Here is a 25,404-nt window from a genome sequence, read left to right on the forward strand (position 1 = left end):
TAAAATAGAAATTTACTTTCTGATTCTTCTTGATAACAAGGCTGCGTGACCTAACAGAATTCCAGCGACAGCAGCAGCGATAAGAGTAATAAGTGCAGTTGGGATATTCTCGAAAATGGGTCTCGAAATATTGGTAAATCCTATAACAAAACCAAAGGCTCCTAATAAGGAAGTAAGAATCGTAAATTTGAAACTCTGTGTGGGAATACTTAGCATAGCACTACCGATTAACCCCATAAAAAAGATCGCAAAGATGAAATAGTCACCTGACAGTCCTACAATTAACCCGCCAATTCCAAAGCCTAAAGCGCTTAAATACCGAACATCCACCTTTTTCCCTCCCTGAATTTCCCCTTAGGATATATATATTCAGATTTATGGAAGAAGGTTTTTGAATAGTCTAACATTCCTGTAAATGCAAGGGTGAATAACTCTAATAAAGATTGTGCAATATAATCTATACTTGTTCAGCACACTTCATTCTTGGAGGGTCAAAAAAATGCAATCGTATATGAAAGTTTTAAAAAATTACGTTGGGTTTCAAGGAAGAGCTAGGAGAAAAGAGTACTGGATGTTTTTCCTGTTTAATTTTCTCTTTACCATGTTGTTCTCAATGATTGAAATGATGCTCGGTATGGGAGGAATACTTTCCGGGTTATACGGATTAGCTGTTTTGCTACCTTCACTAGCGGTTAGTGTACGCCGCCTGCATGATATAGGAAGGACAGGGTGGTGGATGTTGCTCTCCTTTATCCCTCTAATCGGATTAATTGTGATTCTAGTATTTGCAGTATTTGACAGCCAACCAGGTGAAAATAAATATGGACCCAATCCAAAGGGCTACTAACAAGTGTAACCACCTATATTAAATAGGTGGTTAGTTTTTATTTTCTAATGTACTTAAATTTCTATAATAACCGGCAAAATCATCGGTTTTCTCTTTGTTTGAGTAAACAAGTAATGACCAACTGATTTTTTGATATTTTGTTTCATAACATTCCACTGTCGAACGTTTTCTGCTTGTAAATCATTAACCGTCTTTTTTGTCAACCGATTAATTTCTCTAATTAAATCTTCGGAATCCTTCACATATACAAAACCTCTTGTGATCGTATCCGGACCTTGGATAATTTTTCGATCCGCTTTACTTAGGGTAATGACAATAACGACCATTCCGTCCTCAGACAGTTGTCTTCGATCTCTTAGGACAATTTCTCCTACATCTCCCACACTGACTCCATCGACATATGTGTCCCCGTTAGGGATGCTACGAGTTTGAACAGCCATTCCATTTTCAACATCAACAACATCACCATTTTTAATAATAAAGGTGTTTCCTTTTTCTACACCAACAGACTCTGCTAATAATCGATGATGGTGGAGCATTCGGTATTCCCCATGAATAGGGACAAAATAAGTAGGCTTCATTAATGTAAGCATGAGTTTAAGGTCCTCTTGATAACCATGTCCTGAAACGTGCATACCGGTTGTGCTTCCAGACCCATAAATCACCTTAGCACCGAGTTGGAACAGATTATCAATAATACGCGAGACATCCTTTTCGTTACCTGGAATGGGAGAAGCAGCTAATATAACAGTATCCCCAGGATAGATCACCATATCTCTGTAATTTCCAGTAGATAATCGGGAGAGGGCAGCCATTGGTTCACCTTGGCTACCGGTACAAAGAACAGCTACTTTTTCCGGAGCCAATTCGTTTGCCGATCTTGCGTCAATAATCATACCTTCAGGAATATTAACATAGCCCCGTTCCATTGCTACTTGTACGACATTTATCATACTGCGTCCAACTAAGGCGAGTTTTCGATTCGTTTTAATAGCTGCATCCACCACTTGTTGAACACGATTTACATTGGAGGCGAAGGTAGAGACGAAGATTTTTCCATCTGCACGCAGAAAAGCCTCGTCCATATGATTTCCTACCATTTCTTCAGAAGGAGTTAATCCTTTTCGCTCAGCATTTGTACTTTCGGAAATTAATACGAGTACACCTTTTTTACCGATCTCGGCCATTTTGTGTATGTCAGAATGCTGGTGGTTGGCAGGAGTTAAATCGAATTTGAAGTCACCAGTATGTACCACATTTCCCTCAGGAGTATGGAGAACAATTCCAAGACAATCGGGAATACTATGACTAACTTTAAAAAAGGAAACTCCGACTTCTCCAAAAGTAAGCTCTGATTCCGCGTGGACCTCGACAAGTTTGGTATCACCAGTTAAACGGTGTTCGTCTAACTTCAATTCAATTAACCCTAACGTAAAACGTGTTGCGTAAATAGGAACATTAAGTTTTTTGAGAAAATAAGGAATTCCACCAATATGATCTTCATGCCCGTGTGTAACAATTAGGGCGCGGATTTTTTCTTTGTTTTCCTCTAAATAAGATGTATCAGGGATGATTAAGTCAATTCCTAATAAACTTTCATCAGGGAATTTCCCTCCACAATCAATGACGATCATGTCATCTCCATATTGAACTACATACATATTCTTACCAATTTCATTTACTCCACCAAGAGCAAAAATGGATAGTTTATTTTGATTCATATGAAAACCTCCTTTTACCAATATAGTTTAGGAATAGTGTTCCCATATATAGGTGGGTTATTATTATCATTCAAAGAGAAGTTCGCGAGTGAGTGTCTCTTACATAAGCTGACGTTAAACATGTCAACGTTTAGTCTAATTAAGCCAATTATTTCTTATAGCAATTGGTTAGCGTTGGTCGTGTATCGAGATATAACGATGAGTGTAATTTTATTAATTTTTGTTAATGTCTATTACACAACAAAGGAAAAGAGGGGGAAATGGGGAATAACCATTCTTACATTTTTCCTACTATTGGCTGGTTCGCAGGTGTTACGAGCATTAAATATTATTCAATACACAGGTTGGACCATTTACTATGAAATACTTTGTATTGGATCATTAATAGGAATAACCCTTTTAACTGCTCGTATAACGGCAAGACTTGATGGTGGAAAAACAACATGACTAATATTATATATGATGACGCAATTAATTGGAATGAGTGGACTGTGTTAATCATTATCAGCTTAGGATTTACCCTTTTCTTTATTCTTCCTAAAAAATTTTCATCTTCTGTTACAGTTGTGAACCTGTTATATGGGGTAGTCATTGGACTTATATTTGATCATACAATAGCAATTGAACCGATTGACTTTTAAGATGTGGGAGATCAATCCAAATACCAGTTATTTGATCTCTTTTCCTATACGATGTATGAAAATACCTGTAAGAATTCCTATGTATTCCACACCAATCCCAACAGCAGACTAGAAAAGAATATATAAGAACTATCCTATCTACTTATTTGTTCAAGCATCACAAATCTGGTTATACCATTATCTATTTAAAAGAAAATAAAAGGGAAGCAGTGTTTTTGCTGCTTCCCTTTCGCACGATTTATTTGAAAATCCCAAATGGTTTTCCGACCGGAATGAACACTTTTCCAAAATGATTGTTTAGTACAGCAGCGGCTGATCCGTAAAAAGACATAATGGCAATAAACAATTCGGAGATCGCTGCTACCTCATGGAAAAATTCAGGTGCTACACCTAGAGTGGATAAAGAAAGACCGATAAATAAGAAATCAATAAGAACAAAAATAATAAATAATACTTTATGTGTTTCCATCGCACCAATCGTCATGTATAAGCTAAACAATAAATAGCCAATAAACGCAATCCCTAACTGCTTTGGATCAACAGCAAGTGCCGCATTTTCTCCAAACACACCAAGGTTGATTAACCATGAAGCACCTACACCGAACCAGAAAAGGGCAAATGCACCAAATGCGGTTGTGCCGAATGTATTATTATGTTTCGCATCATTGATCGCAGCGAATAGTTGTGCAAAACCACCAAGGAAAATGGCCCAAGGGAGAACAAAGGAAACTCCGTCTGTCCAGCCAAGTTTTTGTGATGATGCAACCAAGGTTACCATAGCAAGTCCAAATAAACCTAGGGCCGAGGGATCAGCCGTAACAACTTGGATTTTTTGTGTTTGATTTTGATTCATGTTGAAATGTTCCTCCTAATTTACAAACATACTTACATAAGATACAAAAATTAATGAGACACTTCAATGAAAAAAAATAGATGTAAGCGAAGTTTTCATCTTGACTTACAAGTAAAAGCATGGTAGATGAACCTTTTTTCGTTCCTCCACCATACCATTATTTTTGCCCTTTTTTCTTCTCTATAGCCAGTAATGGTAGAAACTTTATATCTCATATCGCAAACATTTATTTCCATGTATAATATGAGTGATAAGAAAAAGGTGAGGGAGATTAAAAATGATTAAGATTCGCTTACTTAATGAAAATGATGCAGTAGAATACAAAGAAAAAAGAATAGAAGCACTACAAAATCACCCAGAGGCGTTTAGTTCGAGTGTGGAAGAAGAATTGGAGTATTCAATAGAAGTTCATGCTTCTAGACTTCGTGCAGTCAACGCATATACATTTGGTGCTTTTGAAGAAGACAAACTTGTTGGTGTAGTTACCCTTGTTACTGAAATCAAAAGGAAGCTCAAACATCGCTCTGATATTTTTGCAATGTATGTCTCACCTCAAGTTAGAAGGCATGGGATAGGGAAACGATTAATGAATGCAGCGATTAAGAAGGCAAAAGAAATCGGTGGAGTGGAGCAGCTATATTTAACGGTCTCATCGAATAATACAGCTGCAAAAAAATTGTACGAATCTATTGGTTTTGAACTGATCGGAAGTGATCCTCGCTCCATGAAAATAGACAATACTTATATCGGAGAAGATATGATGGCTCTCTACTTCAAGTAAGAATGCGTTTATGTGTAATGGATCAAGACATTTCATCGTATAATGAGACTAAGATTCATAGTTTTTGACATAGGGATAGCGGAGTGATTAACATGCAGGTTAAGAAAATACATATAATCGGTTCTGTCGGGAGTGGCAAAACAACTCTTGCTAAAAAACTTTCAAAAGATCTTAACATTCCGCATTATGAATTAGATAATGTTGTATGGAAAAGGTTTCAAAAAGGCGATATTAGAAGGTCAGAAAAGGAAAGAGATGCATTTTTGAGAAATATTTTAAATAGTGATGCTTGGATCAACGAAGGTGTTCATTATCAGTGGGTGACAGAGAGCTTTGTCAATGCTGAACTAATTATATTTTTAGATACACGCTTTTCTAAGCGAACGTACAGAATTATTAAGAGATATTTTCTCCAGCAACTAGGTTTAGAAAAAAATTGCAAGTCTACTTTTTCTATGTTTTTGCGAATGTTTCGTTGGAATACATATTTTGAAAAAGTAAGTAAACGAGAGATTATCCAGCTGTTAAAAGAATTCGATGATAAAGTCATTATCATCCGTGACAACAATGAGCTAGATACATATTTAAGACAGAAGGAAGATGAGGAAAAGTATGGTGGCATTGTCGAAATAGGTGTAGAGGAGAAACTATAGTGGAATGAAAGACTTTGGATATACACCGACTGACAGTAAATCCCAATCATTTTCGGAAAGGAATTGCCAATCAACTTTTACGCTTTATAGAAGAGCAAGTGGAGGGCATTGAGAAACTCATAGTATCTACTGGATCTGAAAATAAACCAGCTGTCGATTTTTATTTAAATAGGGGATTTACTATTGAGAAGCTGGTACAAGTGAATGAGCAATTGTCACTTACTTGTTTTGAAAAAAAGATTGCCAGGTAGCAGTTTCTACCTGGCAGAGTTGTTTAAGTTAGTAAAAGTTAAATTGTGTTTCTTTAAGAAAATGTCTCTTTTTTAACACTGATGCTTGGTTTTTGCCCCTTTTTCGATGAAAAACTATGCAATAGCATGCCGAACATAACGATAAATAGTCCTATTGTAGCGAGTGTACTCGGTAATGGGGTGGATAAAAGGAGGACTTCTCCCACAATGACAAAAATGACTTGAGTCGACTGTGTTGCTTCAACGGCTGCTAGTTTATCGTGGTTATCTCTAACACGATCTGTAGCGATGAAGAATAATGTTGTGGCAATCACCCCAGAGGAAATAGCGACGATAAATGATTGGGTTATTTGCTCAGCCGAGGGTGGACCTACCTGAACAAATCCAATTCCAGCGAGTAGTAGCCAAAAAGGGAGGCTAGCAAGGGTCATACCAAATACCCGCTGAAAAGTATCCAATTTTCCCCCGCAAATCTCCATCATCTTTCTATTTCCAAGCGGGTAGCAAAATGCCGCCACAAGGACAGGAAAAGTGCTTGCTATCACGATTTCGAAGGTTAAACTTTGAGCGTGCTGCCATTGAATCAGTACAACACCTATTAGAATGAAAAACGAAATGAATAAGGCTTGGAACGGGATTTGCTGCCGAACCTTGATCGGCCCATTTTTTGATTCCACCGTTTTATAAAAAAGCGGCCCCAGAAGTACACCTGCCACAATGGTAAGTGGCCAAGTACCAGCGACGAGCCAACCTGGTCCGAATGCAGCGGCAAAGGTTATTGGTGCATAAAACAAAACAAATCCTACAAAGCTCCATAAAAGCCAAGGAAGTGGATTGGAACGCATTTCTATCCACATATGTTTTAGATTCTTTCTATACATGACGATCATAAATAAAAAGGGTACCATAAAAATGTAACGTAACGAGGAACTCCAAAGCCAACTGCCTCCTGATAGCTCCATTGAACGATTCAAAATAAAGGTAACAGCAAAAAACAAAGAAGCTAAAATTCCTAATGTAATTTCTCTCATATGAGCACATCCTCTCAAACATAACAACATTATAATATATAATTCTTATATAATACCATAAGATTCCAAATTTTTGGAGAATTCGCTTTAAAGAAAGGGGTTTTTAAGATGTACGAACAAAAGACAAAGGAAACAGACCGCAGTGTGCTTGAGTTTATTGAACAAGTGGAACAACCAAGAAAAAAGGAGGATGCCTATAAATTGTTAGACATTTTTACGACTACGAGCGGGTACGAAGCAAAGATGTGGGGACCAAGTATTATTGGTTTTGGGAAATACCATTACAAATATGAGTCAGGTCATGAGGGAGAAGCACCACTTGTCGGTTATTCTCCTAGAAAAGCAAAAATAAGCTTGTATTTTGCACCTGGTGATTCCAATCGACAACAGCTTCTTGAAAGCTTTGGAAAACATACGCAAGGAAAGGGTTGTGTCTATATCAATAAACTTGATGACGTGAATGTTGAGGTATTAAAACAATTAATTGTGCAGTCGATTTACTTTTTACAAGCTACATACCCTAATAACGAGGAGTAGAGAAGGATTATGAAGGGAATTTTGGTCTTTTGGGAACAAGGATGAAAATCTTCAGTATACGACGAGAATTGGTGTGTATAGCATCATCTTCAATAAAAAAAGAGATCAAATATTGGTGATTCGGACGACTCGAGGAGGGTACTTTTTACCTGGTGGAGGTTTGGAGGAAAAAGAAAATCACGAGGAATGCTTAAAAAGGGAAATGCTCGAAGAAACGGGGTTTCAGGTGTTTATGGGTGAGTATCTTGGTAAGGCGAAAAAATACCACCTGGCTATGGGGAAAAATCCAACCTTGAATCATGCACATTTTTACATGGCTACACTTGGTGAAAAGATGCAAGAACCTGTTGAAATTGATGAAGAACCTATTTGGGTGCATATATCAGAAGTTGAAAACTTATTGTTTCATGAGCATCAAGTGTGGGGAGTGAAGCAGGCGTTTGTGAAATTAGGGATTTAGAGAAGGTGAGAGAAAAAGACTGCATTTAACAGTCTTCTCCGTTTTGTTGATTATTAGCTTTGTTTTTGTTTAGTGCGAATGCGGACATTTTTTGGTGTTTTTGGAAAGCCGTTTTTCCCCTTATCAGGTCCTGTTAATGTGTTTCTTTCATCAAGAACTTTTCCACTATATTCTATTGGTCTTTCATCTGCCATCATCTTCACCTCCCATTAGTAGGGTGGGTGATTAGGTATGTTTAGATACATGACTTTTGAAGTTATTCATCTAAGTACTTTAAGTACTCGTAATGATCTGTTGGTACAGATTTAATTACTTCACCAGCTTCATTATTATAGATCTCGTATTCCCTATAAGTTTCGATGATATAGCCATCCACGAGTTCAGTTTTTTCTAGTTTTAGCTCTAATGATGCAATAACAGCCTCTTCCTCTTCGTTCTCTACATCAGAATTTACTTCTGTTGTTTCAGAAATGTCGGCTTCCTCAATAGAAGGAATCGAAGAATACCTATTTGTTCCTTCATTTGGATGAGTGAATGTAGAGTTTGGTGATTCCAAATAAGCTACAAGCGCTATGAGAGCAATTACGCTTAGTAAATACATATATTTTTTCATAAATGAATAACTCCTTCACACAATATCTATTAAAATATATGCAAAGTTGTTATAAATAGACCAAGCTGTTAGGCTTCTTATGTTGAGTTATTTTACATCAGAATAGTTAAGTGGGATAGGGAGAACTTTTTATAGAAGTTCTCTTTTTTTATATTTGCAAAATGATTGACTAACAAAGGTTATTGTTGGTTCATAATAGGGGAAGGTATTATATTGTATGTAATAAGGGAAGTGAAAGAGAAGAACATGCAAAAATCAATACAGATATCAACTTATGAAGAATACGAGGCACTTGAACAGGAATTGGAAGATTATATAGGAAACTACACAGCGGAGAAATTACATTTGGTAATGTACTCTATTCGAGAAGCGGTAAATAATGCGTTTGAACACGGCATAAAAAGCAATTCTTCATTGGTTATTACGGTTACAACACAAATAAGAGAAAGTGAAGTTATTATAGAAGTTGAACATAACGGAGATGGATTCAATCACGAAGAAAAGATCATGTCGGTTAAAGATCCAGATCAATATTTTATAGAATCATTATTAAGCACGAGGGGAAGAGGTATTGCCATTATGAAAAAGTGTGCAAAGCATATCTCTTACTCTGAAGGTGGAAGAAAACTAACATTACTATTCGAGTTGGAAAAATGAATATGAACTTTTATCAGTCATTAATTGAAGGTTCCCCAGATCTAATTTCAGTATTAGATACAGAAGGTATTTGTGTCTATGTGAATACATCTTATGAGAAGGTGCTTGGGTACAAGCGGGAAGAAATATTAGGTAAGCACTTTTCAAAGGTGATTTCACTTGACCCGAACTCGTTAGAATATACGCTATCAATTTTCACTGCCGTATTTTCTGGAGAAAAAACAGATGAATTTCAAGTGAAAATATATCATAAAGCAGGGTACCCATTAACATTCAATGTAAAGTACACCCTTTTAAAAGAAGAAGGATTTCTACAAATTGTTTTACGCGATATTACAGAGGAACAAAAATTAAAGAAACAAAAAAGTGAATTAACAGAAATGAATAAGCTATTGGCAGACGTTCTTGACCATACCGGAATAGGAATTACTATCACTGATCCACATCAAGAGGATAACCCTATTATTTACCACAATAAAGGATTCGAAAGTCTAACTGGATATAGTTCAGATGAGATTTCGGGGAAAAATTGTAGGTTTCTACAAGGCCCATTAACAAGTAAGGATACAAAAACGGTCATTAGAGAAAAAGTGGCGAATCAGGAAGAAGTTAAGGTAGAGATATTAAATTATCGGAAAGATGAATCTACTTTCTGGAATGAGGTCTGTATAAATCCCGTTCTTACTGAACAAGGAGAGGTAAGTCATTTTATTGGAATTCAAATGGATGTAACGAAGAAGAAGCTTTTAGAACTTGATTTAATGAGAGATTTTTCTTTATCTCGTGCCATTCAACAATTAATCTTAAGCAAGGATATTAATGATCAATCAATTTCGATCTGTGGTTCTTATTTTCCGTCGCATGAACTGGGTGGGGATTTTTATAAATGGCAGAAAATAGATGATGATCTGTATTTTGTTATGATTATGGATGTGATGGGGCACGGAATTGCTTCTTCTTTACTAACGATGTCGATTAATGCAGAGCTTACATCGATTTTAAAATATGACACATGCCATCCTTCTTTTATTTTAAATAGACTTAATCAACATATGCTTGAGTTATTCTCGGAAGCCGAAGATGAGAGAATGACAAGAATGTATTTTACTTGTATTGTGCTCTTGATTGATATGAAAAACAAAAGCATAGATTACATTAATTCGGGACATCCATCTTTTATCCTTGAGGAAGGGGAGAGGCTAAGAGAAATCTCATCCAATGAAATACCTGTAGGTTTTCTTCCAAATCATCAATTTCAAGCGGAAACTCTCTATTATAAAGATATGACAGAGTTGTTTCTTTACACTGACGGCCTCTTAGAGTATTTGAATACCTCATTGGCGGAATTAACGAAGAAAATAGAAAAGGATAAAAATCTCTTTCTCCATTTGTCCAAGGAATTGAAAACAAAAAAACTTCAAGATGATGTATGTTTTATTCAGGTGAAATTATTTTAGAGTAAGCACAAGACCCTCTTTCATAAAAAAGAGGGTCACTGTTTTATTTTTTTAATAGAAGATATAAGAAATAAGGTGCTCCAATAAGGGCCACCATGATACCAGCAGCAATCCCTTCAGGTTCAATAATATTACGCCCAATGGTATCAGCAAATAATAAAAGCCATCCTCCTACAAGAAGTGCAACGGGAATAAACAATTGATTTCTCGGTCCAACCATCGCTTTCGCCATATGAGGCGCCATTAAACCAATGAAGCTTATTCCGCCTGTTACGGAAACGGCAGACGCTGCCAATGCAACAGCTGTAATTAATAAAGTGATTCTTTCCTTCTCAATCGAAATCCCAACTCCGATAGAAATGGACTCACCTAAGGCTAAAATATTTAATCGATTCGCCTTGTATAAAGTAAAGGGAATCAACACAAGTAGCCAGGGAAGAATGGCCCATACAAATGGCCAATCAGTTCCCCATATATTTCCTGCCAACCACTTTGCAATAAAGTCTACCTTGGCTCGTTCTGCAGATGAAATAAGAACGATCATTGCACCGGAAAGTGCCATCGAGAAACCGACCCCAACTAATACCAATCGTACAGGCTGAAGGCCAACACTTTTTTTATAAGAAAAGATATAAATAAGTGCTGATGTAAGGATAGCTCCGAAAAATGCAAGGATCGGAATGGCGTAAGCAAATGTTGCTGCGTCGATTGGTGCAAATAGAAAAAAGACTGTTATTGCCACACCAGCCCCAGAATTAATTCCGATAATGCCTGGGTCAGCTAAATCATTCCGTGTAATTCCTTGAAGAATGGCACCGGATAATGCGAGAGCCATTCCTGCTAACAAGGTAATGACAATGCGGGGCAGACGGATGTCAAAAAGAATAAATTCTTCTTTAAAGGATCCATTCCCTAATAAGGTTGGTATTATTCGGTCATAGCTAACAGAAGAATAACCAAGACTTAAACTCACGATCATAGTTCCAAGGATAAGTACGAGCAGAGCAACCACTATGGCTCTTTGTTTTTTTATAAGGCTTTGACGAATCATGAGAATTCTTTCCCTCCTTTACGAATGATAAATAAAAAGAAGGGGAGCCCTATCATGGCGACAATGGCTGCAACTGGTGTTTCGTAAGGTGAATTTAATGTACGCCCAATCGTATCAGCGAGGAGCATAAAGGTTCCACCAAAAATGGTCGACATCGGAAGAATAAAGCGGTAGTCCGTTCCGACAATTGCCCGCACGATATGGGGCACCAGTAAACCAACAAAAGCTAGATTCCCAGCTAAAGATACAGCCGACCCTGCAAGAACAATGACAATCACAAATAAAAAGCCTTTTACACGAGTCGTATTCTGTCCCAAGCCTACCGCCACTTCTTCATTTAAACTTAGAATGGTTAGTTGCCTTGATAGAAAAATGGAAAGAATGATTCCGATACTAATGAATGGGACTACAATTTGAAGTTGGCCCCAGGTGGTTCCAATCACACCTCCAGCTGTCCACATCGATACATCCTTTGAGATTTTAAAGAAGATTGCAATACCTTCTGAAATGGCAAAAAGAAAGGCAGATATTGCTGATCCTGCTAGCACGATACGGAAAGGAGAGAATCCCCCTTTTTTTACTGCACTTATGCCGAAGACAAGCAGAGCTCCAATAGCCGCACCAATAAAACAAGCAAGCATGATTCCGTAGTAATTTGCTGATGGAAGCAGGGCAATGGTAATTGCTAGTCCTGCATTCGCACCAGCAGTAAGACCTAATAAACCTGGGTCAGCAAGCGGATTTCGTGTCATTCCTTGCATGATTGCCCCAGATACGGCCAGGGCTGCACCAACTACTATCGCAGCAACTTCCCGTGGCAATCGAATTTCTTGTAAGATTAATATTTTTTCACTTGTCTGATTGGATAATAAGGCCAGCCAAACATCCTTGAAAGTGGTATCGGCAGCCCCGAAAACCATTGCCATGCTAAACGTTAGTATAAATAAAAAAAGTGCAATGATGCATTTGAAAAAAAACGGTATAGGTTTGTTATTATGTAGCAATCTAGTCACCTCACTTAATACATTTTCAAAAGAAAGAGAGGAATTCGTTGATGAATTCCTCTACGTAAGTAAACTATTTTTCAAGAAAACTCTTAGTAAAGAACTCTATTTAATAGGCGTAGCGTTAGTAATTTACACTGACAGGAGTAAGAGTGGAAACCATATGTTTTCCTTGTAGGGAATTCCCTTTAAGAAGGTTATAGGTAATACACATTGGCTTATTCGTCCGCGGATCTCTGCCAATTTCTGCATCGATTTGAAACACTTCTTGTAACACCTCACGTTGAATCACTTCTTCGCAAGTTCCAGCTTTTACAATTTCCCCTGCTTTTAAGGCGATCAAATGATCGGCAAATCGAGCGGCTTGATTTAAGTCATGTAGAACCATGACAATCGTTCTTCCCTCATTTTGATTTAAATCTTGCAACAGCTCTAGAACCTCAAGCTGATGAGCCATATCCAAATACGTGGTAGGTTCATCCAGGAAAATAATATCGGTTTCCTGAGCAAGTGCCATGGCGATCCATACCCTTTGTCTTTGTCCACCAGAAAGGGCATCAACCGGTCGGAATTTAAAATCCATTGTTCCTGTTGCTTCAAGAGCCCAGTCAATGACTTCAAAATCTCGTTTTGTTAAGCGTCCAAACCCTTTTTGGTAAGGAAAACGTCCATAGCTGACAAGCTCTCCTACTGTAAGTCCACCAACACTTTCGGGTGACTGAGGGAGTATGGCCATTTTTCTAGCTAGTTCCTTTGTATGTTGCTTAGCAATATCCTCTCCATCTAATAGGACTGTCCCAGCTTGTTGAGCAATTATTCGTGTAATGGCTTTAAGCAACGTTGATTTTCCACAGCCATTTGAACCAATAATGGTCGTGATTTTATTATCTGGTATATGGATGCTGAGGTTTTTCACTATCGTTCGATCTCCATAAGCAACGGATAGTTGGTCAGTATATAAGCGAACCATTGGAAACCTCCTTATGTAAATAATTTGTTAATTGATAATGATTATCAGTATCGGATATATTAAATATAAAACGCATTCATCCCCTTGTCAATAAAATCTTTCACCTAATGCGGTGACTAATGCGGTGACAGACACCCTTCGTGGACAGAATGGGGGTTTCTGTCCGTGTGGAGTGGACACTTGGCGACAGATTGTCAAATAGAGGAATTTATTCTAAATATGGCGAATAATTCTTTGATAAAGATTGGTATGAAAGGATGTACGTATGGAGAGAGTGAAGAAACCATATTTAATTAGAAATTATGAGGAACAGGATGCCAATCAAATTGCCAAGTTTGATTTTATTTCCATGTTAGCGTATCGATACAATGGGGATTATACTTCAGATAATATATTCTGTGCCGTTAGTGAAACGGGAGAAGTTCTCGCTTCTGCACATATTGCTCCTGACCAATCTTGGGGTCTAATCGAAGATCCGAACAAACCTTCGGACTTTGAATTTAAGCTACAGATGGATTTAGCGATAAATGAGAACACTAAGGTTCCACAAGAAGCAGTGGATGATTTAACAGATGCTGTAATGATTAGGGCTAAAACGATTCGAAACCAATACCCCAATAAAAAAATCACTCTTCGACATACGATTGCTGCTGATGATTTAGAGGAGATGGATTTTTATTTATCAAAAGGATTTATAGTGAAACAAAATCATTTAGTGATGAAAAGAGATCTAACGGAACCTATCCCTCCATTTCCTCCACCAGCAAATATTAAGATAATGAATTGGAAAATGGGGACTCAAGAAGAACAGGAAATATATTTGCGTGCAGAGGCTGCTGGAGATCCAAACGGGATTTGTTGGAGCTTGAATCATTTAAGGTGGACAATGTCTGGTGCAGAATGGGATACTTTTACCGCATTTGACGGAAATAATGTAGTAGGCAGTGTTATGACATGGGGACTCGGAGAAGAGAGAAGTGCCACTGAAAATATCTTTGTATTACCTGATTGGAGACGAAAGGGAATAGCGAAGGCATTAATTTCTGAAGCATTAACTTTTTTAAAGGAAAAAGGGAAAACAGAAGCAACATTAGGAGTATTTGGAGATAATCGAAATGCGATTTCATTATATCAATCCCTTGGATATCGTATGTTTTATACCATTATTGAGTTTGGATATGACCTGTAGAATCGGCCTGATGGAGGTTGTTTTTTTATGGATATGTCACAAGAAAAATTATGTCTTTTTCCTGTGTATTCAAAGAGAAAGGGTGCATGTTAATAAATGATAAGGGAGGTGGTAAACTTGCCAAGAGGAAAAGAACTAGAGCAATTACCAACGGCAAATACATTACCTAGTGCCGGAAAAGACACTAGTAATATGAATCGAACGACATTAACAGGAATGACAGAAGGCGATATGCCGAAACCGGCACAAGTATCAAAAAAGAATAGCTAAGAAAACAAAAACCAAATCTTTTATGTCAGATTTGGTTTTTATTTTGTGGTAATATATGGTTTGTTGAGGGAGGAGAAAAGATGGAAATTAAAAATGGGAAACTAACAATTCGTCCCCTCGGGAAAGAAGATGTGGGTCATCTATCAAAATGGCTTTCAAACCCAACTGTATTAGAATACTACGAAGGTAGAGATCAACCTTTTACAGTAGAGAAAGTGATGGAGACTTTTTTTCTAGAAGAGGAAGGATTATCCCGATATATTTTTTCTTTTGTTTTGAAGAAAAGCCAATAGGATATATACAAACTTATACAGTGGAAGACGAGAAACAGAAGACGTTTGGTATGGATCAATTTATTGGAGAGACGGATTACTGGAATAAAGGAATAGGAACCCTTCTTATACATACTATGGTTAATTACTTAGTTACTCATAAGGGCACTGCAAAAATCATAATGGATCCACAGGCAAGTAATGAAAGGGCATTACGATGTTACGAGAAATGTGGATTTGAAAAAGTGAGATTACTCCCGAAGCATGAATTTCATGAGGGAGAGTATCGTGATTGCTGGTTGATTGAATTAATAATAGAGAGGTAAGCCCCTGCTTTTAAAAACAAGGAGGAGCAATTTACTCCTCCTCTTATTTCGTATAAATGGCAATCGCATCACGTAAAAACTCAGCTGTACCAGGTTGTTCTTTATCGTAGTAGGCAGTGAATCTTTCATCATCTACGTACATTTGGGCAAGACCAGCATGTGCTTCTTTACTGTATTTGGGCCAAAAATAACAAAGCCATTCCTTATGCAGCTCAGCTGCTTGTTGCGCAAGCGGACCTGAAGGATCACCACTTGTCAATGCTTGGGACAAAACGTCTCTTATGTGTTGCTCTAAAGCTGTCACCTTTTGATAGTCCTCCTCAGATAGGTTCATGAGCTTGGCATTGGATTGTTCAACGGTTTCTTTTCCATATTTATCACGAATTTCTTTTCCGTATTTCTTTTCATTTTCAGCAAGTAAGTTTTGTTTAAATCCTTCAAATTTCTCTTTATTTGTCATGGTTATTCTCCCTTCAGATGCTGCAATGGTCTTTTCTACATTACAAATTAATGTTTCTATTTGTTGCCGTTTTTCTATTAGCTTTAAACGGTGTTCTCTTAGCGCCGCTTCTCCGTCAAACGTAGAGGAGGAGAGTATTTCTTTAATCGTATCCAAGCTAACTCCAAGCTCTTTATAAAAAAGAATTTGCTGAAGACGATTCACCTCTGATTGCCCATAAATTCGATAGCCATTCGAATTTACTCTACATGGCTGCAGAAGCCCAATTTGGTCGTAATACCGTAATGTTCTCGTACTAACTCCTGCCAATTGGCCGAGCTTTTGAACCGTGTACTCCATATTTTTCACCTCCTGATAAAATCACTATAAACCTTTACGTAACGTTAATGTATATAGGAAAATGAAAAAAAATCAAGAAAATGGGCATTCTTAAGCCTTCAATCAATAGCGTATAAAAAAGTAAGTATCGTTAAAAATAATAAAAGTATGATCCAATATGTAATTAAATGTACTTGTTTTTTTTTATTACCAGGACTATAGTTATCTAGTAATGACAGATGTCAAGACAAGAGGAGGGTTACATAGTTGGAAAATAAAACAATTTCACAAAAGAAATTACTCGGCATTGCAGGTCTTGGTTGGATGTTTGATGCGATGGATGTCGGGATGCTTTCTTTCATTATCGCAGCTCTAAATGCTGATTGGGGATTAACGCCTGAACAAATGGGTTGGATTGGAAGCGTGAACTCGATAGGGATGGCTGTTGGGGCACTTGTATTTGGTATTTGGGCTGATCGAATTGGAAGAAAGAATATTTTTATCATTACACTTCTATTATTCTCATTAGCGAGCGGAGCTTCAGCCTTTACTACTACTTTAGCAGCATTTCTCGTTTTACGATTCTTTGTAGGAATGGGGCTGGGGGGAGAATTGCCTGTAGCCTCAACACTTGTATCTGAAAGTGTACCTGCTAAAGATCGTGGACGTGTCGTTGTCCTGCTTGAAAGTTTTTGGGCATTTGGATGGCTTTTATCTGCACTTATTTCTTATTTTGTTATACCTTCCTACGGTTGGAAAATTGCCTTGATTATTAGCGCAATTCCAGCGCTTTATGCTCTTTATTTGCGACTAAAATTACCGGATTCACCAGCATTCTCAAAAAAGAAGGTAGAAAAAAGAACCGTGATTCAAAATATCCAAAACGTATGGTCAAAAGATTATAAACGTTCGACCTTGGTATTATGGGTTGTGTGGTTTACAGTTGTATTCTCTTATTACGGTATGTTTTTATGGTTACCAAGTGTGATGGTGATGAAGGGCTTCAGCATGATCAAAAGCTTTGAATACGTACTAATCATGACGTTAGCCCAATTACCAGGCTACTATACAGCTGCATGGTTAATTGAAAAACTAGGTCGTAAATTTGTATTAGTTACTTATTTATTAGGTACAGCAGCTTCGGCGCTAGTGTTCGGAAATGCTGAAACAACTGCCGTCTTAATGACAGCAGGGATTTTATTATCGTTCTTTAATCTTGGTGCATGGGGAGCATTATATGCTTACACTCCAGAACAGTATCCAGCTGTGATTCGTGGGACAGGCTCTGGGATGGCCGCTTCGATTGGTCGTGTGGGTGGAATCCTTGGTCCATTATTAGTTGGATCACTTGTTGCTGCAGGCTATTCTATCGGCTTTATTTTTACGATATTCTGTATTAGTATTGTAGTGGGTGTAGTAGTATTAGCGTTCTTAGGAAAAGAGACAAAACAAATTGAATTAACATAAATCTTACATAAAACCTGTTTCCAAAGTAATGGAATCAGGTTTTCCTTTTGTTTAAAATAGCAATGGCCTTTAATGGTTACGCTAAAGGGGAACTTATCCTAGAAAGAGGTAGATGAATGTGGAGGTACTAAAGGACATTTTATTGGTTTATGGTAGAATCTTTATTATTATGCCCCTTTTATTAATGGCCACACTATTTATGGGGAAGCGATCAATCGGAGAACTTCCTGTGTTTGATTTTTTAGTCATCATCACACTTGGAGCTATTGTCGGAGCGGATATTGCCGACCCTACTATAAAGCAAATCCCCACTGCGGCAGCGGTAATTGCACTTGCGATACTTCAAAAGATTGTCACAGCCACAGTGATTAAGTATCGGAGAATAGGGAAGGCACTGACGTTTGAACCTACCATAGTAATAGAAAACGGGGAGCTAATTGTAATTAATTTAAAAAAAATCAATTACTCCATCGATAATATTTTGCAGATGCTTAGAGAGAAGGAAGTGTTTGATTTGTCCGTTGTACAACTAGGGATCATTGAAGCAAATGGACGTCTTTCATTATTTAAGTATGCTGGTGAGGCGCCGGTTATCAAAAAAGATCTAGGACTCACTGAAGTAGACCATCAAATTAGTCTGCCTGTTATTATTGAAGGGAAAATTGATACAACGACTCTTGAACACTTAAATAAAGATGAGATATGGCTAATAGAGGAACTCTCGAAAATGCAAATAAAGTTAAGTGACGTATTCTTCGCTTCCATAAATGAGAATCTTGCACTACATATATCTCTACATAATCAAAATCAGCCAAACTACATAAACCATTAGGAGCATTTTACTTCCCATCACGTTAGGGATATACTATGATCAATACATCACAAACTTTTAGGAGACGATACATATGACAGATCATTCGAACAAAAGAGAAGAAGTTCTAAAGGCTTTTCGTTTTAGACATGCGACAAAATCCTTCGACGCTTCCAAAAAAATCTGCGATGAGGACTTTCAGTACATTCTTGAAGCGGCGAGATTATCGCCAAGCTCTGTAGGATATGAGCCATGGAAATTTGTAGTTGTTCAGAATGCCGCCTTAAGAGAAAAATTAAAGGAAGTGTCATGGGGAGCACAAGGACAGCTCCCCACAGCAAGTCATTTTGTTGTAATTTTGGCAAGAACCATAAAAGATACGAAGTATGATTCTGCCTATGTTAGACATCAAATGTTAGAAGTGAAAAAATTTCCTGAAGAGCTTTTTGGGAAAATATTAGAAAGGTATAAGACCTTTCAGGAAGACGATCTTCACTTATTGGATAATGAACGAACGATGTTGGACTGGGCCGGAAAGCAAACGTATATTGCATTAGCAAATATGATGACAGCAGCAGCTTTAATTGGAATTGATTCTTGTCCGATTGAAGGATTCAGTTTTGACCAGGTACAAAAGATTTTGGAAGAGGAAGACTTACTTGAGAATGGACATTTGGCTGTTTCTGTTATGGTAGCGTTTGGATACAGGGAGAAAGAACCTCGACCAAAAATTAGAAAAGACTTGAAGGATATCGTTCAGTGGATTGAGTAGGATGTGTAATTTTGAAGTGGAGAAAGAACTCTTGTGTTCTTTCTCCATTTTTATGTTGTAATAAGATTATATTAGTGGAGAACAGTTTATTGAAAAATATGACATATGAGAAGGTGAGGAGAAGAATGAATCGAATTATGGTGATTGGGGTATCAGCTGGTGTTGGGAAATCGACGTTTGCTAGAAAGCTTGGGCAGATGTTACATATACCCGTGTATCATCTAGATACCTACTTCTGGAAATCTGGTTGGATCGAGGCATCAAATGAAGAATTTTCTGAAGCTCAAAGAAAGCTTGTGGAGAAAGAAAAGTGGATCATTGAAGGAAATTACACAAAAACAATTCATATCAGAGAATCCAGCTTCGATACAGTAATTTATTTAGAACTCCCCTTACGTACTTGTCTTTACCGTGTGGTAAAGCGCTTCCTTACCAACATCGGTAACACGAGACCTGATATGACGATTGGTTGTACAGAGAAACTAGATTGGAAATTTATCAAATTTATTATTTCCACCTATTTTGCTAGGAAGGAAAAGATGAAAGGGAGACTGAAACAGTACGAGTCAATGGGGAAAAAAGTAATTGTTTTAAAAACTAAGGAAGAAATTCGCTCCTATTTTCAATTAGCTGGAACACATCAGGGTGATTCACTATCTAATGACCAAATATGAAACAAATAGAGGGGACATGCATAGAATGTAGTAATATTTAGATTTTATTAATAAAGGGAACAAAAGGGGTTAGATGGTATATTTAAACGGGAAATTTCCGGCACCTAACGGTTTTTATAAGACAACTAAGGAATGGTATCAGGCTTATACAGAAATATTTGGAAGGGTAAACACTTTTATAAAGAATTAGAATATGAAGTAGAGCTATTTGATGAGTTGGTATTTCAGCCCAATCCAACTATTAGACCAGTTTGGTCAGGTGGGGCTTCTGTGTCGTTAATGCCAGATGGTCGTGTTTATGGAGAAAATGGAATTGTTATAACACCTGACAATAAATTATTATGGGATGTTTCATTTGAGTGGTTTACAGAACCTAGTGAACATTCAATTTTTTTTGAAGATGGATTACCTAGTCCGATCAAGGTAGATGAAACCTGTGCTGTTTTAACACATCTTGATAGTTTTAACTATTTTCATTGGATGTTTGAGGTATTACCTAGAATTCAATTAATTCAAAGATCAGGGATAAGTATAGATAAATATATTTTAAATTAGACTCTTCTACCATTTCAGATAGAAACACTGAAACTATTAAATATACCAAAGAACAAAATTATCCAAGTTAAGAAAGATACTCACATTCAAGCTAGTAGATTAGTTGTACCTTCGATACCGGATTACGCAATTAGTTGGTCTTGTGCTTATTTAAGGGATAAACTATTAAACGGTGTAGATCAAAAAAAGAATGAGGAATATGAAAGAATCTATATAAGTAGAATGGGACGAAGAGTCATTGTAAATGAAAATGATTTAATGAAAGTTTTAGAAAAGTATAATTTCAAAAGAATTTTATTAGAGAATTTGTCTGTTCAAGAACAAATAACTTTGTTTTCGTCAGCGAAAATTATTATAGGAGCTCACGGTGCTGGTCTAACTAACCTTGCTTTTTGTGAACAGGGAACAAAGGTAATTGAAATATTCCCAGCTGAATATCTAAACCCACTATATTGGCTCATAAGTAATTTTGTTAAAGCTGATTATTATCATATTGTTGGGGAAAGACAAAAACTAGAGGCTCCTAGATTTGATAATATATTTTTAAATATTAAGAAGTTTTCAGATAAAATTGAACAAATTATAAAATAAGGCTCCTTTCAAAGTAAGGGGCCTTATCTTATAGGAATTAATTGTTTAAGATGCTTCCATCCGTTTTCATACTCAATAAAGTCAGGTTTAAATTTATTTCCCCAGCGATTTAAGTTATCTCGAACAATCCATTCATATACCTCACCGTATAAAGATAGATTATTAGTTTGGTTGTGTTGATGTCTTCTATGATTCAATAAAGTGTCATTAGCCCAGCCAATTTGGTAATTATTTTCTAGCAGACGAGTGAGAATTCGGATATCTTCCGCATGACGACCGTCCCAGGGATCATCTACTGGCCATCCTCCAACATCTTTTAGTGCAGTCGTCCGATAAAATCTTGGCCAAACAGATTGGTTTGATATGAGAAAATCATATTGATCTGAAAAATCTCTGCCTTTAATAATTCTAGTTTTAACACGGTTTCTCCTTTGTGTCACTATATTAATATTACCTCCCATGACAGCTACTTTACTCGAGATGTTTTCCATCTTACCAACTAAAACTTCAAGAGTATTTTGGGGAAACCAATCATCTGCATCTAACGTAATAATAAAAGGAGTATTTACGAAGCTTAGTCCAATATTTAGTGATTTGGATTGTCCGAGATTTTTTTGATTATGTAAAAGGTTTATTTTTTCGTTATCTAAATAGGATTGAATGATTGATAAACTATTATCAGTAGATGCATCATTGATTAAAAGTAGGTTCCATTTATCAAAAGTTTGCGAAAAGATAGATTCTATTGCATCTTTTAAGTAATTTCCGGGGTTAAAAAACGGAATTATTACTGTCACTTTGCTCAAATCTTTCACCTTCTTTTAGGTGTCAGGCGCTATGCCTGACACCTTAATCTTTAAACAAGTTATTATAGTAACTAGAAGTTATTTCTAATCCATCTTTTAAATTAGTCTGGGGAAACCAGGATAATAATGATATGGCTTTTTGATTATCTAGTTGGCTATAAAGAATATCTCCCGATCGTACAGGAGAGTATATAGGTTCGATATCCATGGGTATGATTTCTGTAATGTATTTATATAGGGTATTGATACTTGTTTTACTATTACAGCTGATGTTAATTATTTCATTATTTCCACGTGTGAGTGCCATAACATTTGCTTTTGCCACATCTTTTACAAAAATGAAGTCTCTCGTTTGATTTCCATCACCATAAATTGTAGGTCTTTGATGTTGAAAAAGCTTAGAGTAAAAAATTGATATGACTCCGCCTTCACCCTTAGGAGTTTGCCTAGGACCATATACATTTGCATATCGTAAGATTGTATAGGATAAGTCATTATGGTCTGAGAATTGCTTTATATATAACTCAGGAGTGTATTTGGAAATGCCGTAATATGATAAAGGCCTTATTGGGAAATCTTCGTGAATGCTACAATCTCCAGATTCCCCATAGACTGCACAAGAAGAAGCGTAAATAAATTTTTTAACTCCGAATTGTTTACAACATTGTAATAGTTTAATCGTAGAAAGGATGTTGTTGGTAGCATCCATTAATGGATTCTCCATCGATGTTGCTACATCTACATTTGCTGCAAGATGAATCACAAAATCGGGTTGTTCACATTGGAAAATCTCTATTATCTTTGTAGATAATATGTCAGTTTCATATAGTTTAATGTTTTTTGAAAGCCACGTTTTATTTCCAGTACTTAAATTGTCAATAACAATGACCTCATAGTTCTTTTTAATTAATTCCTCAACGGTATGTGACCCAATAAATCCACAACCACCAGTTACAAGAACTTTCATACGGAATCACTTATCCCCAATACGGTTTGATAATAGGTAATCGTTTGTTTAAGTCCATTTTCTAAAGAAACTTTTGGATTGAAACCAAGTGTACTAGCTGCTTTGCTTATATCGGGTAACCGATCGGGTGTATCTTCATATCCTAATCCATATGCACGTTCGTATGGGATATGAATAATATCTGAGTTTGAATTTGTTAAGTCCTTAATCATATGGGCTAATGAATTTATCGTGATTTGTTCAGTCGTTCCGATATTAAAGGCTTCGTTATTTGCTTTTGGGTACATACATTCAACGGTACCATCGATCATATCACTAATAAAGGTGAAGCATCTTGTTTGATTACCGTCACCAAAAACAGTAATAGGTTCATTTTTAAGTGCAGCTACAATGAATTTAGGGATTACTCCTCCATATTGAGAAGAGGTTTGTCTTGGTCCGTAGGCATTAAAGTATCTAACGATCGATATAGGTAACCCTTTCATTCCATATGCAAAACACATATGTTCGTCTAGTGCTTTTGCAGTAGCATAACACCATCTACTTGTTTGTGCTGAACCAAGTATTCGTTCAGAATCCTCAGTAAACGGTAAATTCGGATTTTTCCCATACACTTCAGAAGTAGAAGCAAATACGACTTTTATTTTATTTTCAAAGGCTAGTTCAAGTACATTTCGGGTTCCATCGATATTTCCATGAATAATTTTTAATGGATCTTCAACGGTGTTTTTTACACCAAGTGTTGCAGCAAGATGAAAGACTAAATCACAATCTTTCAGTGTCTTCTCTAATAGGGAACGATCCATTACAGAACCTTCAATAAATTGGATCTTCGAAGGTGGAAGGGTTGCAAGGAAAGACTTTCTCCCATTTGATAAGTTATCAATCACTGTAAGATGATGACCCATCTTTGTTAACCGTTCACAAAGATGAGAACCTATAAAACCAGCTCCACCAGTAACTAGAATTTTCATGGACGACCACCACCAAGTTTAATAATTGTTGCATTTCCTGTTCGATCCTTGACAACATTTCTTGTATCAAAAACTAAGGAAGAGTGTTCAAGAATAGTATCTAATGGTATTTCTGAGTGGTCTGTTAGGATAACGACACAATCCACTTGTCCAAGTGTTTCTTGTGTTAAAGCAGTGCTATTGTAAGTTTTACCATCAATTTTTAACGTAGGAACATAAGGGTCGTGATAAAGTACACTTTTGTTTGTATCAAGAAGGCACTTAAATAGTTCAACTGATTGTGAATCTCGAATATCACTAATATCTTTTTTATAAGTCATCCCATATAGTAAAATAGAAGATTCATTCATTGGCTTTTGAAGGTTCTCTTTTATTTTTGCTTTAATATGTTGCAGAATGGTTTTGTTAACAGTACTAGCAGCAGTTATAAATAAACTCGACATTTCATAATTAGAGATTTTCCATTGTAGGTAAAATGGATCGACAGGAATACAATGACCACCGATTCCAGGACCAGGATAAAAGGCTGTAAATCCATATGGCTTTGTTTTTGCTGCATTAATTACTTCCCAAACATCTACACCGAGATTATCACAGATGGTTGCAAATTCATTGATAAAAGAGATATTGATAAATCGATAGGTGTTCTCTAAAAGTTTTGTTATTTCTGCTGTTTCTGGAGAGGAAACAGATACTACATTTCTATAAATCAATTTATAAAGGTTTAACATTTTTTCTAAGCAACCACTTGTAATACCGCTAACTATCTTAGGAATCTCATCGATTGGCATGCTTTTGTTACCTGGATCAATACGTTCTGGCGAGTAGCCTAAATACATATCTTTACCTACTTTTTTACCGCTTTTCTCAAGTATAGGTAAAATTACTTCTCGTGTTGTCCCAGGGTAAGTAGAACTTTCTAAAACGACAAGTTGATCTTCTTGTAAATATGGAGTTATAGAGTTAGCTGCGGCAGTTACATAACTTAAATCAGGGGTTTGATGGGTAGTAAGAGGTGTAGGAACACAGATAATGACTGCATTTGAAGTGGTAATATTGCTATAATCGCTTGATACATAAAATTTATTACTTTTTAATGCATCCTGAAGCTGAGAACTAGATATATCAGGTATATAGCTCTCGCCATTTGATAATTGGGATATTTTTCTTTTATCCACATCGATTCCCATTACATTCAGGTTTTTTTCAACTAATTTTATTGCTAATGGGAGGCCAACAAAACCAAGTCCGATAATAGTAACAGTAGGTTGATTAACTTCAAAATCTTGCAAACATACACAGTCCTTTCTATTCTTATAATCATACGATGTATCATATGTTGAAGTTAAGCTACTGCTTTAGGCACATATCTTATCTTCTTTTAAAATTGCTTGAAATTATAGATTTATACCATTTTGATTGATT

Annotated in this window: 34 protein-coding genes; 20 read left to right on the forward strand and 14 right to left on the reverse strand. The window is 36.6% G+C overall.

What is annotated here, in order from left to right; translation table 11 throughout:
- Positions 1-12: 12 nt before the first annotated feature.
- Positions 13-330 carry a hypothetical protein gene (locus tag ACQ5H4_RS12860; RefSeq protein ID WP_430775322.1) on the reverse strand — a complete coding sequence of 106 codons (318 nt, stop codon included), beginning with the start codon at positions 328-330 and terminating at the stop codon, positions 13-15.
- Positions 331-499: 169 nt separating this feature from the next.
- Between ACQ5H4_RS12860 and ACQ5H4_RS12865 the strand changes: the two genes are divergently transcribed.
- A complete protein-coding gene (locus ACQ5H4_RS12865; protein ID WP_430775323.1) occupies positions 500-847 on the forward strand; it encodes a DUF805 domain-containing protein in 348 nt (115 codons plus the stop codon).
- A gap of 53 nt (positions 848-900) precedes the next feature.
- Here ACQ5H4_RS12865 and ACQ5H4_RS12870 read toward each other — a convergent pair whose 3' ends face one another.
- The gene (locus ACQ5H4_RS12870; protein WP_430775324.1) at positions 901-2,568 is read right to left on the reverse strand and encodes a ribonuclease J; all 1,668 of its coding nucleotides are present in this window, start codon (positions 2,566-2,568) and stop codon (positions 901-903) included.
- 120 nt (positions 2,569-2,688) lie between these two features.
- On the opposite strand from ACQ5H4_RS12870, the gene ACQ5H4_RS12875 reads away from it, so the two are divergent.
- Entirely contained in the window at positions 2,689-3,015 is a 327-nt protein-coding gene (locus ACQ5H4_RS12875) for a hypothetical protein (RefSeq protein ID WP_430775326.1), read from the forward strand.
- A complete protein-coding gene (locus ACQ5H4_RS12880) occupies positions 3,012-3,209 on the forward strand; it encodes a hypothetical protein (protein WP_430775328.1) in 198 nt (65 codons plus the stop codon). The genes ACQ5H4_RS12875 and ACQ5H4_RS12880 overlap by 4 nt, the downstream gene beginning before the upstream one ends.
- Before the next feature lie 238 nt (positions 3,210-3,447).
- Here the strand turns inward: ACQ5H4_RS12880 and ACQ5H4_RS12885 are convergent, their stop codons facing one another.
- Positions 3,448-4,062, reverse strand: coding sequence for an acetate uptake transporter (locus tag ACQ5H4_RS12885; RefSeq protein WP_430775329.1), 615 nt, complete (start codon positions 4,060-4,062; stop codon positions 3,448-3,450).
- Between the two features lie 277 nt (positions 4,063-4,339).
- Here ACQ5H4_RS12885 and ACQ5H4_RS12890 point away from each other — a divergent pair, with 277 nt between their 5' ends.
- The 3 genes from ACQ5H4_RS12890 (at position 4,340) to ACQ5H4_RS12900 (ending at position 5,747) form a co-directional block, all read left to right on the forward strand.
- A complete protein-coding gene (locus ACQ5H4_RS12890; RefSeq protein WP_430775330.1) occupies positions 4,340-4,843 on the forward strand; it encodes a GNAT family N-acetyltransferase in 504 nt (167 codons plus the stop codon).
- Between the two features lie 92 nt (positions 4,844-4,935).
- Entirely contained in the window at positions 4,936-5,496 is a 561-nt protein-coding gene (locus ACQ5H4_RS12895) for a P-loop NTPase family protein (protein WP_430775331.1), read from the forward strand.
- Between the two features lie 14 nt (positions 5,497-5,510).
- Positions 5,511-5,747, forward strand: coding sequence for a GNAT family N-acetyltransferase (locus ACQ5H4_RS12900; RefSeq protein ID WP_430775332.1), 237 nt, complete (start codon positions 5,511-5,513; stop codon positions 5,745-5,747).
- A 53-nt stretch (positions 5,748-5,800) separates the two neighbouring features.
- On the opposite strand, the gene ACQ5H4_RS12905 is transcribed toward ACQ5H4_RS12900, so the two are convergent.
- Positions 5,801-6,778 carry a DMT family transporter gene (locus ACQ5H4_RS12905; RefSeq protein WP_430775333.1) on the reverse strand — a complete coding sequence of 326 codons (978 nt, stop codon included), beginning with the start codon at positions 6,776-6,778 and terminating at the stop codon, positions 5,801-5,803.
- Positions 6,779-6,886: 108 nt separating this feature from the next.
- On the opposite strand from ACQ5H4_RS12905, the gene ACQ5H4_RS12910 reads away from it, so the two are divergent.
- Together ACQ5H4_RS12910 and ACQ5H4_RS12915 are read left to right on the forward strand one after the other, a co-directional pair.
- Positions 6,887-7,315, forward strand: a complete 429-nt coding sequence (locus ACQ5H4_RS12910; RefSeq protein WP_430775334.1) for a DUF1801 domain-containing protein — start codon at positions 6,887-6,889, stop codon at positions 7,313-7,315.
- Positions 7,316-7,388: 73 nt separating this feature from the next.
- Complete coding sequence (locus tag ACQ5H4_RS12915; protein WP_430775335.1) at positions 7,389-7,775, forward strand: NUDIX domain-containing protein; 387 nt, start codon at positions 7,389-7,391, stop codon at positions 7,773-7,775.
- Positions 7,776-7,828: 53 nt separating this feature from the next.
- On the opposite strand, the gene ACQ5H4_RS12920 is transcribed toward ACQ5H4_RS12915, so the two are convergent.
- Together ACQ5H4_RS12920 and ACQ5H4_RS12925 are read right to left on the reverse strand one after the other, a co-directional pair.
- Complete coding sequence (locus tag ACQ5H4_RS12920) at positions 7,829-7,969, reverse strand: hypothetical protein (protein WP_430775336.1); 141 nt, start codon at positions 7,967-7,969, stop codon at positions 7,829-7,831.
- A 62-nt stretch (positions 7,970-8,031) separates the two neighbouring features.
- The gene (locus ACQ5H4_RS12925) at positions 8,032-8,388 is read right to left on the reverse strand and encodes a hypothetical protein (protein WP_430775337.1); all 357 of its coding nucleotides are present in this window, start codon (positions 8,386-8,388) and stop codon (positions 8,032-8,034) included.
- Between the two features lie 246 nt (positions 8,389-8,634).
- Between ACQ5H4_RS12925 and ACQ5H4_RS12930 the strand changes: the two genes are divergently transcribed.
- Together ACQ5H4_RS12930 and ACQ5H4_RS12935 are read left to right on the forward strand one after the other, a co-directional pair.
- Positions 8,635-9,045, forward strand: a complete 411-nt coding sequence (locus tag ACQ5H4_RS12930; protein ID WP_430775338.1) for an ATP-binding protein — start codon at positions 8,635-8,637, stop codon at positions 9,043-9,045.
- Between the two features lie 2 nt (positions 9,046-9,047).
- A complete protein-coding gene (locus tag ACQ5H4_RS12935; protein WP_430775339.1) occupies positions 9,048-10,502 on the forward strand; it encodes a PP2C family protein-serine/threonine phosphatase in 1,455 nt (484 codons plus the stop codon).
- A 43-nt stretch (positions 10,503-10,545) separates the two neighbouring features.
- Here the strand turns inward: ACQ5H4_RS12935 and ACQ5H4_RS12940 are convergent, their stop codons facing one another.
- The 3 genes from ACQ5H4_RS12940 to ACQ5H4_RS12950 all read right to left on the reverse strand — a co-directional run bounded on the left by ACQ5H4_RS12940 (position 10,546) and on the right by ACQ5H4_RS12950 (position 13,527).
- Positions 10,546-11,553 carry a FecCD family ABC transporter permease gene (locus ACQ5H4_RS12940; protein ID WP_430775340.1) on the reverse strand — a complete coding sequence of 336 codons (1,008 nt, stop codon included), beginning with the start codon at positions 11,551-11,553 and terminating at the stop codon, positions 10,546-10,548.
- Positions 11,550-12,557, reverse strand: a complete 1,008-nt coding sequence (locus ACQ5H4_RS12945) for a FecCD family ABC transporter permease (protein WP_430775341.1) — start codon at positions 12,555-12,557, stop codon at positions 11,550-11,552. Before ACQ5H4_RS12945 ends, ACQ5H4_RS12940 begins: the two co-directional genes overlap by 4 nt.
- A 124-nt stretch (positions 12,558-12,681) precedes the next feature.
- On the reverse strand, positions 12,682-13,527 hold the full coding sequence (locus ACQ5H4_RS12950; protein WP_430775342.1) for an ABC transporter ATP-binding protein: 846 nt from the start codon (positions 13,525-13,527) through the stop codon (positions 12,682-12,684).
- 265 nt (positions 13,528-13,792) lie between these two features.
- On the opposite strand from ACQ5H4_RS12950, the gene ACQ5H4_RS12955 reads away from it, so the two are divergent.
- The 4 genes from ACQ5H4_RS12955 to ACQ5H4_RS12970 all read left to right on the forward strand — a co-directional run bounded on the left by ACQ5H4_RS12955 (position 13,793) and on the right by ACQ5H4_RS12970 (position 15,584).
- On the forward strand, positions 13,793-14,716 hold the full coding sequence (locus tag ACQ5H4_RS12955; protein ID WP_430775343.1) for a GNAT family N-acetyltransferase: 924 nt from the start codon (positions 13,793-13,795) through the stop codon (positions 14,714-14,716).
- Positions 14,717-14,833: 117 nt separating this feature from the next.
- Positions 14,834-14,986, forward strand: coding sequence for a hypothetical protein (locus ACQ5H4_RS12960; protein ID WP_430775522.1), 153 nt, complete (start codon positions 14,834-14,836; stop codon positions 14,984-14,986).
- Between the two features lie 80 nt (positions 14,987-15,066).
- Positions 15,067-15,279 carry a GNAT family protein gene (locus ACQ5H4_RS12965; RefSeq protein ID WP_430775345.1) on the forward strand — a complete coding sequence of 71 codons (213 nt, stop codon included), beginning with the start codon at positions 15,067-15,069 and terminating at the stop codon, positions 15,277-15,279.
- Between the two features lie 20 nt (positions 15,280-15,299).
- The gene (locus ACQ5H4_RS12970) at positions 15,300-15,584 is read left to right on the forward strand and encodes a GNAT family N-acetyltransferase (protein WP_430775346.1); all 285 of its coding nucleotides are present in this window, start codon (positions 15,300-15,302) and stop codon (positions 15,582-15,584) included.
- 43 nt (positions 15,585-15,627) lie between these two features.
- Here the strand turns inward: ACQ5H4_RS12970 and ACQ5H4_RS12975 are convergent, their stop codons facing one another.
- Positions 15,628-16,383: a MerR family transcriptional regulator gene (locus ACQ5H4_RS12975; protein ID WP_430775347.1), complete on the reverse strand. Its 756-nt coding sequence runs from the start codon at positions 16,381-16,383 to the stop codon at positions 15,628-15,630.
- A 303-nt stretch (positions 16,384-16,686) separates the two neighbouring features.
- Between ACQ5H4_RS12975 and ACQ5H4_RS12980 the strand changes: the two genes are divergently transcribed.
- From ACQ5H4_RS12980 to ACQ5H4_RS13005, 6 genes are all read left to right on the forward strand, one after another.
- Positions 16,687-17,829: an MFS transporter gene (locus tag ACQ5H4_RS12980; protein ID WP_430775504.1), complete on the forward strand. Its 1,143-nt coding sequence runs from the start codon at positions 16,687-16,689 to the stop codon at positions 17,827-17,829.
- 118 nt (positions 17,830-17,947) lie between these two features.
- Positions 17,948-18,661, forward strand: a complete 714-nt coding sequence (locus ACQ5H4_RS12985) for a DUF421 domain-containing protein (RefSeq protein WP_430775349.1) — start codon at positions 17,948-17,950, stop codon at positions 18,659-18,661.
- A 73-nt stretch (positions 18,662-18,734) separates the two neighbouring features.
- A complete protein-coding gene (locus ACQ5H4_RS12990; RefSeq protein ID WP_430775350.1) occupies positions 18,735-19,412 on the forward strand; it encodes an NAD(P)H-dependent oxidoreductase in 678 nt (225 codons plus the stop codon).
- A gap of 125 nt (positions 19,413-19,537) precedes the next feature.
- Complete coding sequence (locus ACQ5H4_RS12995; protein WP_430775351.1) at positions 19,538-20,086, forward strand: P-loop NTPase family protein; 549 nt, start codon at positions 19,538-19,540, stop codon at positions 20,084-20,086.
- Between the two features lie 132 nt (positions 20,087-20,218).
- The gene (locus ACQ5H4_RS13000; RefSeq protein WP_430775352.1) at positions 20,219-20,641 is read left to right on the forward strand and encodes a hypothetical protein; all 423 of its coding nucleotides are present in this window, start codon (positions 20,219-20,221) and stop codon (positions 20,639-20,641) included.
- A gap of 42 nt (positions 20,642-20,683) precedes the next feature.
- The gene (locus tag ACQ5H4_RS13005; protein ID WP_430775505.1) at positions 20,684-21,232 is read left to right on the forward strand and encodes a glycosyltransferase family 61 protein; all 549 of its coding nucleotides are present in this window, start codon (positions 20,684-20,686) and stop codon (positions 21,230-21,232) included.
- Between the two features lie 23 nt (positions 21,233-21,255).
- Here ACQ5H4_RS13005 and ACQ5H4_RS13010 read toward each other — a convergent pair whose 3' ends face one another.
- From ACQ5H4_RS13010 to ACQ5H4_RS13025, 4 genes are read right to left on the reverse strand one after another with little or no spacing between them, the layout of a single operon-like run.
- Positions 21,256-22,029: a glycosyltransferase family 2 protein gene (locus ACQ5H4_RS13010; RefSeq protein ID WP_430775506.1), complete on the reverse strand. Its 774-nt coding sequence runs from the start codon at positions 22,027-22,029 to the stop codon at positions 21,256-21,258.
- A 52-nt stretch (positions 22,030-22,081) separates the two neighbouring features.
- Positions 22,082-23,005, reverse strand: coding sequence for an NAD-dependent epimerase/dehydratase family protein (locus ACQ5H4_RS13015; protein ID WP_430775353.1), 924 nt, complete (start codon positions 23,003-23,005; stop codon positions 22,082-22,084).
- Positions 23,002-23,979 (reverse strand): NAD-dependent epimerase/dehydratase family protein, encoded by a 978-nt coding sequence (locus tag ACQ5H4_RS13020; protein ID WP_430775354.1) that lies wholly within the window; start codon positions 23,977-23,979, stop codon positions 23,002-23,004. Before ACQ5H4_RS13020 ends, ACQ5H4_RS13015 begins: the two co-directional genes overlap by 4 nt.
- Positions 23,976-25,271 (reverse strand): nucleotide sugar dehydrogenase, encoded by a 1,296-nt coding sequence (locus ACQ5H4_RS13025; protein WP_430775355.1) that lies wholly within the window; start codon positions 25,269-25,271, stop codon positions 23,976-23,978. Before ACQ5H4_RS13025 ends, ACQ5H4_RS13020 begins: the two co-directional genes overlap by 4 nt.
- Positions 25,272-25,404: the final 133 nt, after the last annotated feature.

Source organism: Bacillus coreaensis (assembly GCF_050586445.1).
Classification (GTDB): Bacteria; Bacillota; Bacilli; order Bacillales; family Cytobacillaceae; genus Robertmurraya_A; species Robertmurraya_A coreaensis.

Bases quoted from the DNA above. Each gene is read 5' to 3' on its own strand.
- ACQ5H4_RS12920 (WP_430775336.1), bottom strand. From the start codon at position 7,969: ATGGCAGATGAAAGACCAATAGAATATAGTGGAAAAGTTCTTGATGAA.
- ACQ5H4_RS12910 (WP_430775334.1), top strand. From the start codon at position 6,887: ATGTACGAACAAAAGACAAAGGAAACAGACCGCAGTGTGCTTGAGTTT.
- ACQ5H4_RS12930 (WP_430775338.1), top strand. From the start codon at position 8,635: ATGCAAAAATCAATACAGATATCAACTTATGAAGAATACGAGGCACTT.
- ACQ5H4_RS12935 (WP_430775339.1), top strand. From the start codon at position 9,048: ATGAACTTTTATCAGTCATTAATTGAAGGTTCCCCAGATCTAATTTCA.
- ACQ5H4_RS12890 (WP_430775330.1), top strand. From the start codon at position 4,340: ATGATTAAGATTCGCTTACTTAATGAAAATGATGCAGTAGAATACAAA.
- ACQ5H4_RS12980 (WP_430775504.1), top strand. From the start codon at position 16,687: ATGTTTGATGCGATGGATGTCGGGATGCTTTCTTTCATTATCGCAGCT.
- ACQ5H4_RS12975 (WP_430775347.1), bottom strand. From the start codon at position 16,383: ATGGAGTACACGGTTCAAAAGCTCGGCCAATTGGCAGGAGTTAGTACG.
- ACQ5H4_RS13015 (WP_430775353.1), bottom strand. From the start codon at position 23,005: ATGAAAGTTCTTGTAACTGGTGGTTGTGGATTTATTGGGTCACATACC.
- ACQ5H4_RS13000 (WP_430775352.1), top strand. From the start codon at position 20,219: ATGGTATCAGGCTTATACAGAAATATTTGGAAGGGTAAACACTTTTAT.
- ACQ5H4_RS12895 (WP_430775331.1), top strand. From the start codon at position 4,936: ATGCAGGTTAAGAAAATACATATAATCGGTTCTGTCGGGAGTGGCAAA.
- ACQ5H4_RS12880 (WP_430775328.1), top strand. From the start codon at position 3,012: ATGACTAATATTATATATGATGACGCAATTAATTGGAATGAGTGGACT.
- ACQ5H4_RS12995 (WP_430775351.1), top strand. From the start codon at position 19,538: ATGAATCGAATTATGGTGATTGGGGTATCAGCTGGTGTTGGGAAATCG.
- ACQ5H4_RS12955 (WP_430775343.1), top strand. From the start codon at position 13,793: ATGGAGAGAGTGAAGAAACCATATTTAATTAGAAATTATGAGGAACAG.
- ACQ5H4_RS12965 (WP_430775345.1), top strand. From the start codon at position 15,067: ATGGAAATTAAAAATGGGAAACTAACAATTCGTCCCCTCGGGAAAGAA.
- ACQ5H4_RS12940 (WP_430775340.1), bottom strand. From the start codon at position 11,553: ATGATTCGTCAAAGCCTTATAAAAAAACAAAGAGCCATAGTGGTTGCT.
- ACQ5H4_RS12885 (WP_430775329.1), bottom strand. From the start codon at position 4,062: ATGAATCAAAATCAAACACAAAAAATCCAAGTTGTTACGGCTGATCCC.
- ACQ5H4_RS12875 (WP_430775326.1), top strand. From the start codon at position 2,689: ATGTCAACGTTTAGTCTAATTAAGCCAATTATTTCTTATAGCAATTGG.
- ACQ5H4_RS12990 (WP_430775350.1), top strand. From the start codon at position 18,735: ATGACAGATCATTCGAACAAAAGAGAAGAAGTTCTAAAGGCTTTTCGT.
- ACQ5H4_RS13020 (WP_430775354.1), bottom strand. From the start codon at position 23,979: ATGAAAATTCTAGTTACTGGTGGAGCTGGTTTTATAGGTTCTCATCTT.
- ACQ5H4_RS12905 (WP_430775333.1), bottom strand. From the start codon at position 6,778: ATGAGAGAAATTACATTAGGAATTTTAGCTTCTTTGTTTTTTGCTGTT.
- ACQ5H4_RS12870 (WP_430775324.1), bottom strand. From the start codon at position 2,568: ATGAATCAAAATAAACTATCCATTTTTGCTCTTGGTGGAGTAAATGAA.
- ACQ5H4_RS12925 (WP_430775337.1), bottom strand. From the start codon at position 8,388: ATGAAAAAATATATGTATTTACTAAGCGTAATTGCTCTCATAGCGCTT.
- ACQ5H4_RS12950 (WP_430775342.1), bottom strand. From the start codon at position 13,527: ATGGTTCGCTTATATACTGACCAACTATCCGTTGCTTATGGAGATCGA.
- ACQ5H4_RS12865 (WP_430775323.1), top strand. From the start codon at position 500: ATGCAATCGTATATGAAAGTTTTAAAAAATTACGTTGGGTTTCAAGGA.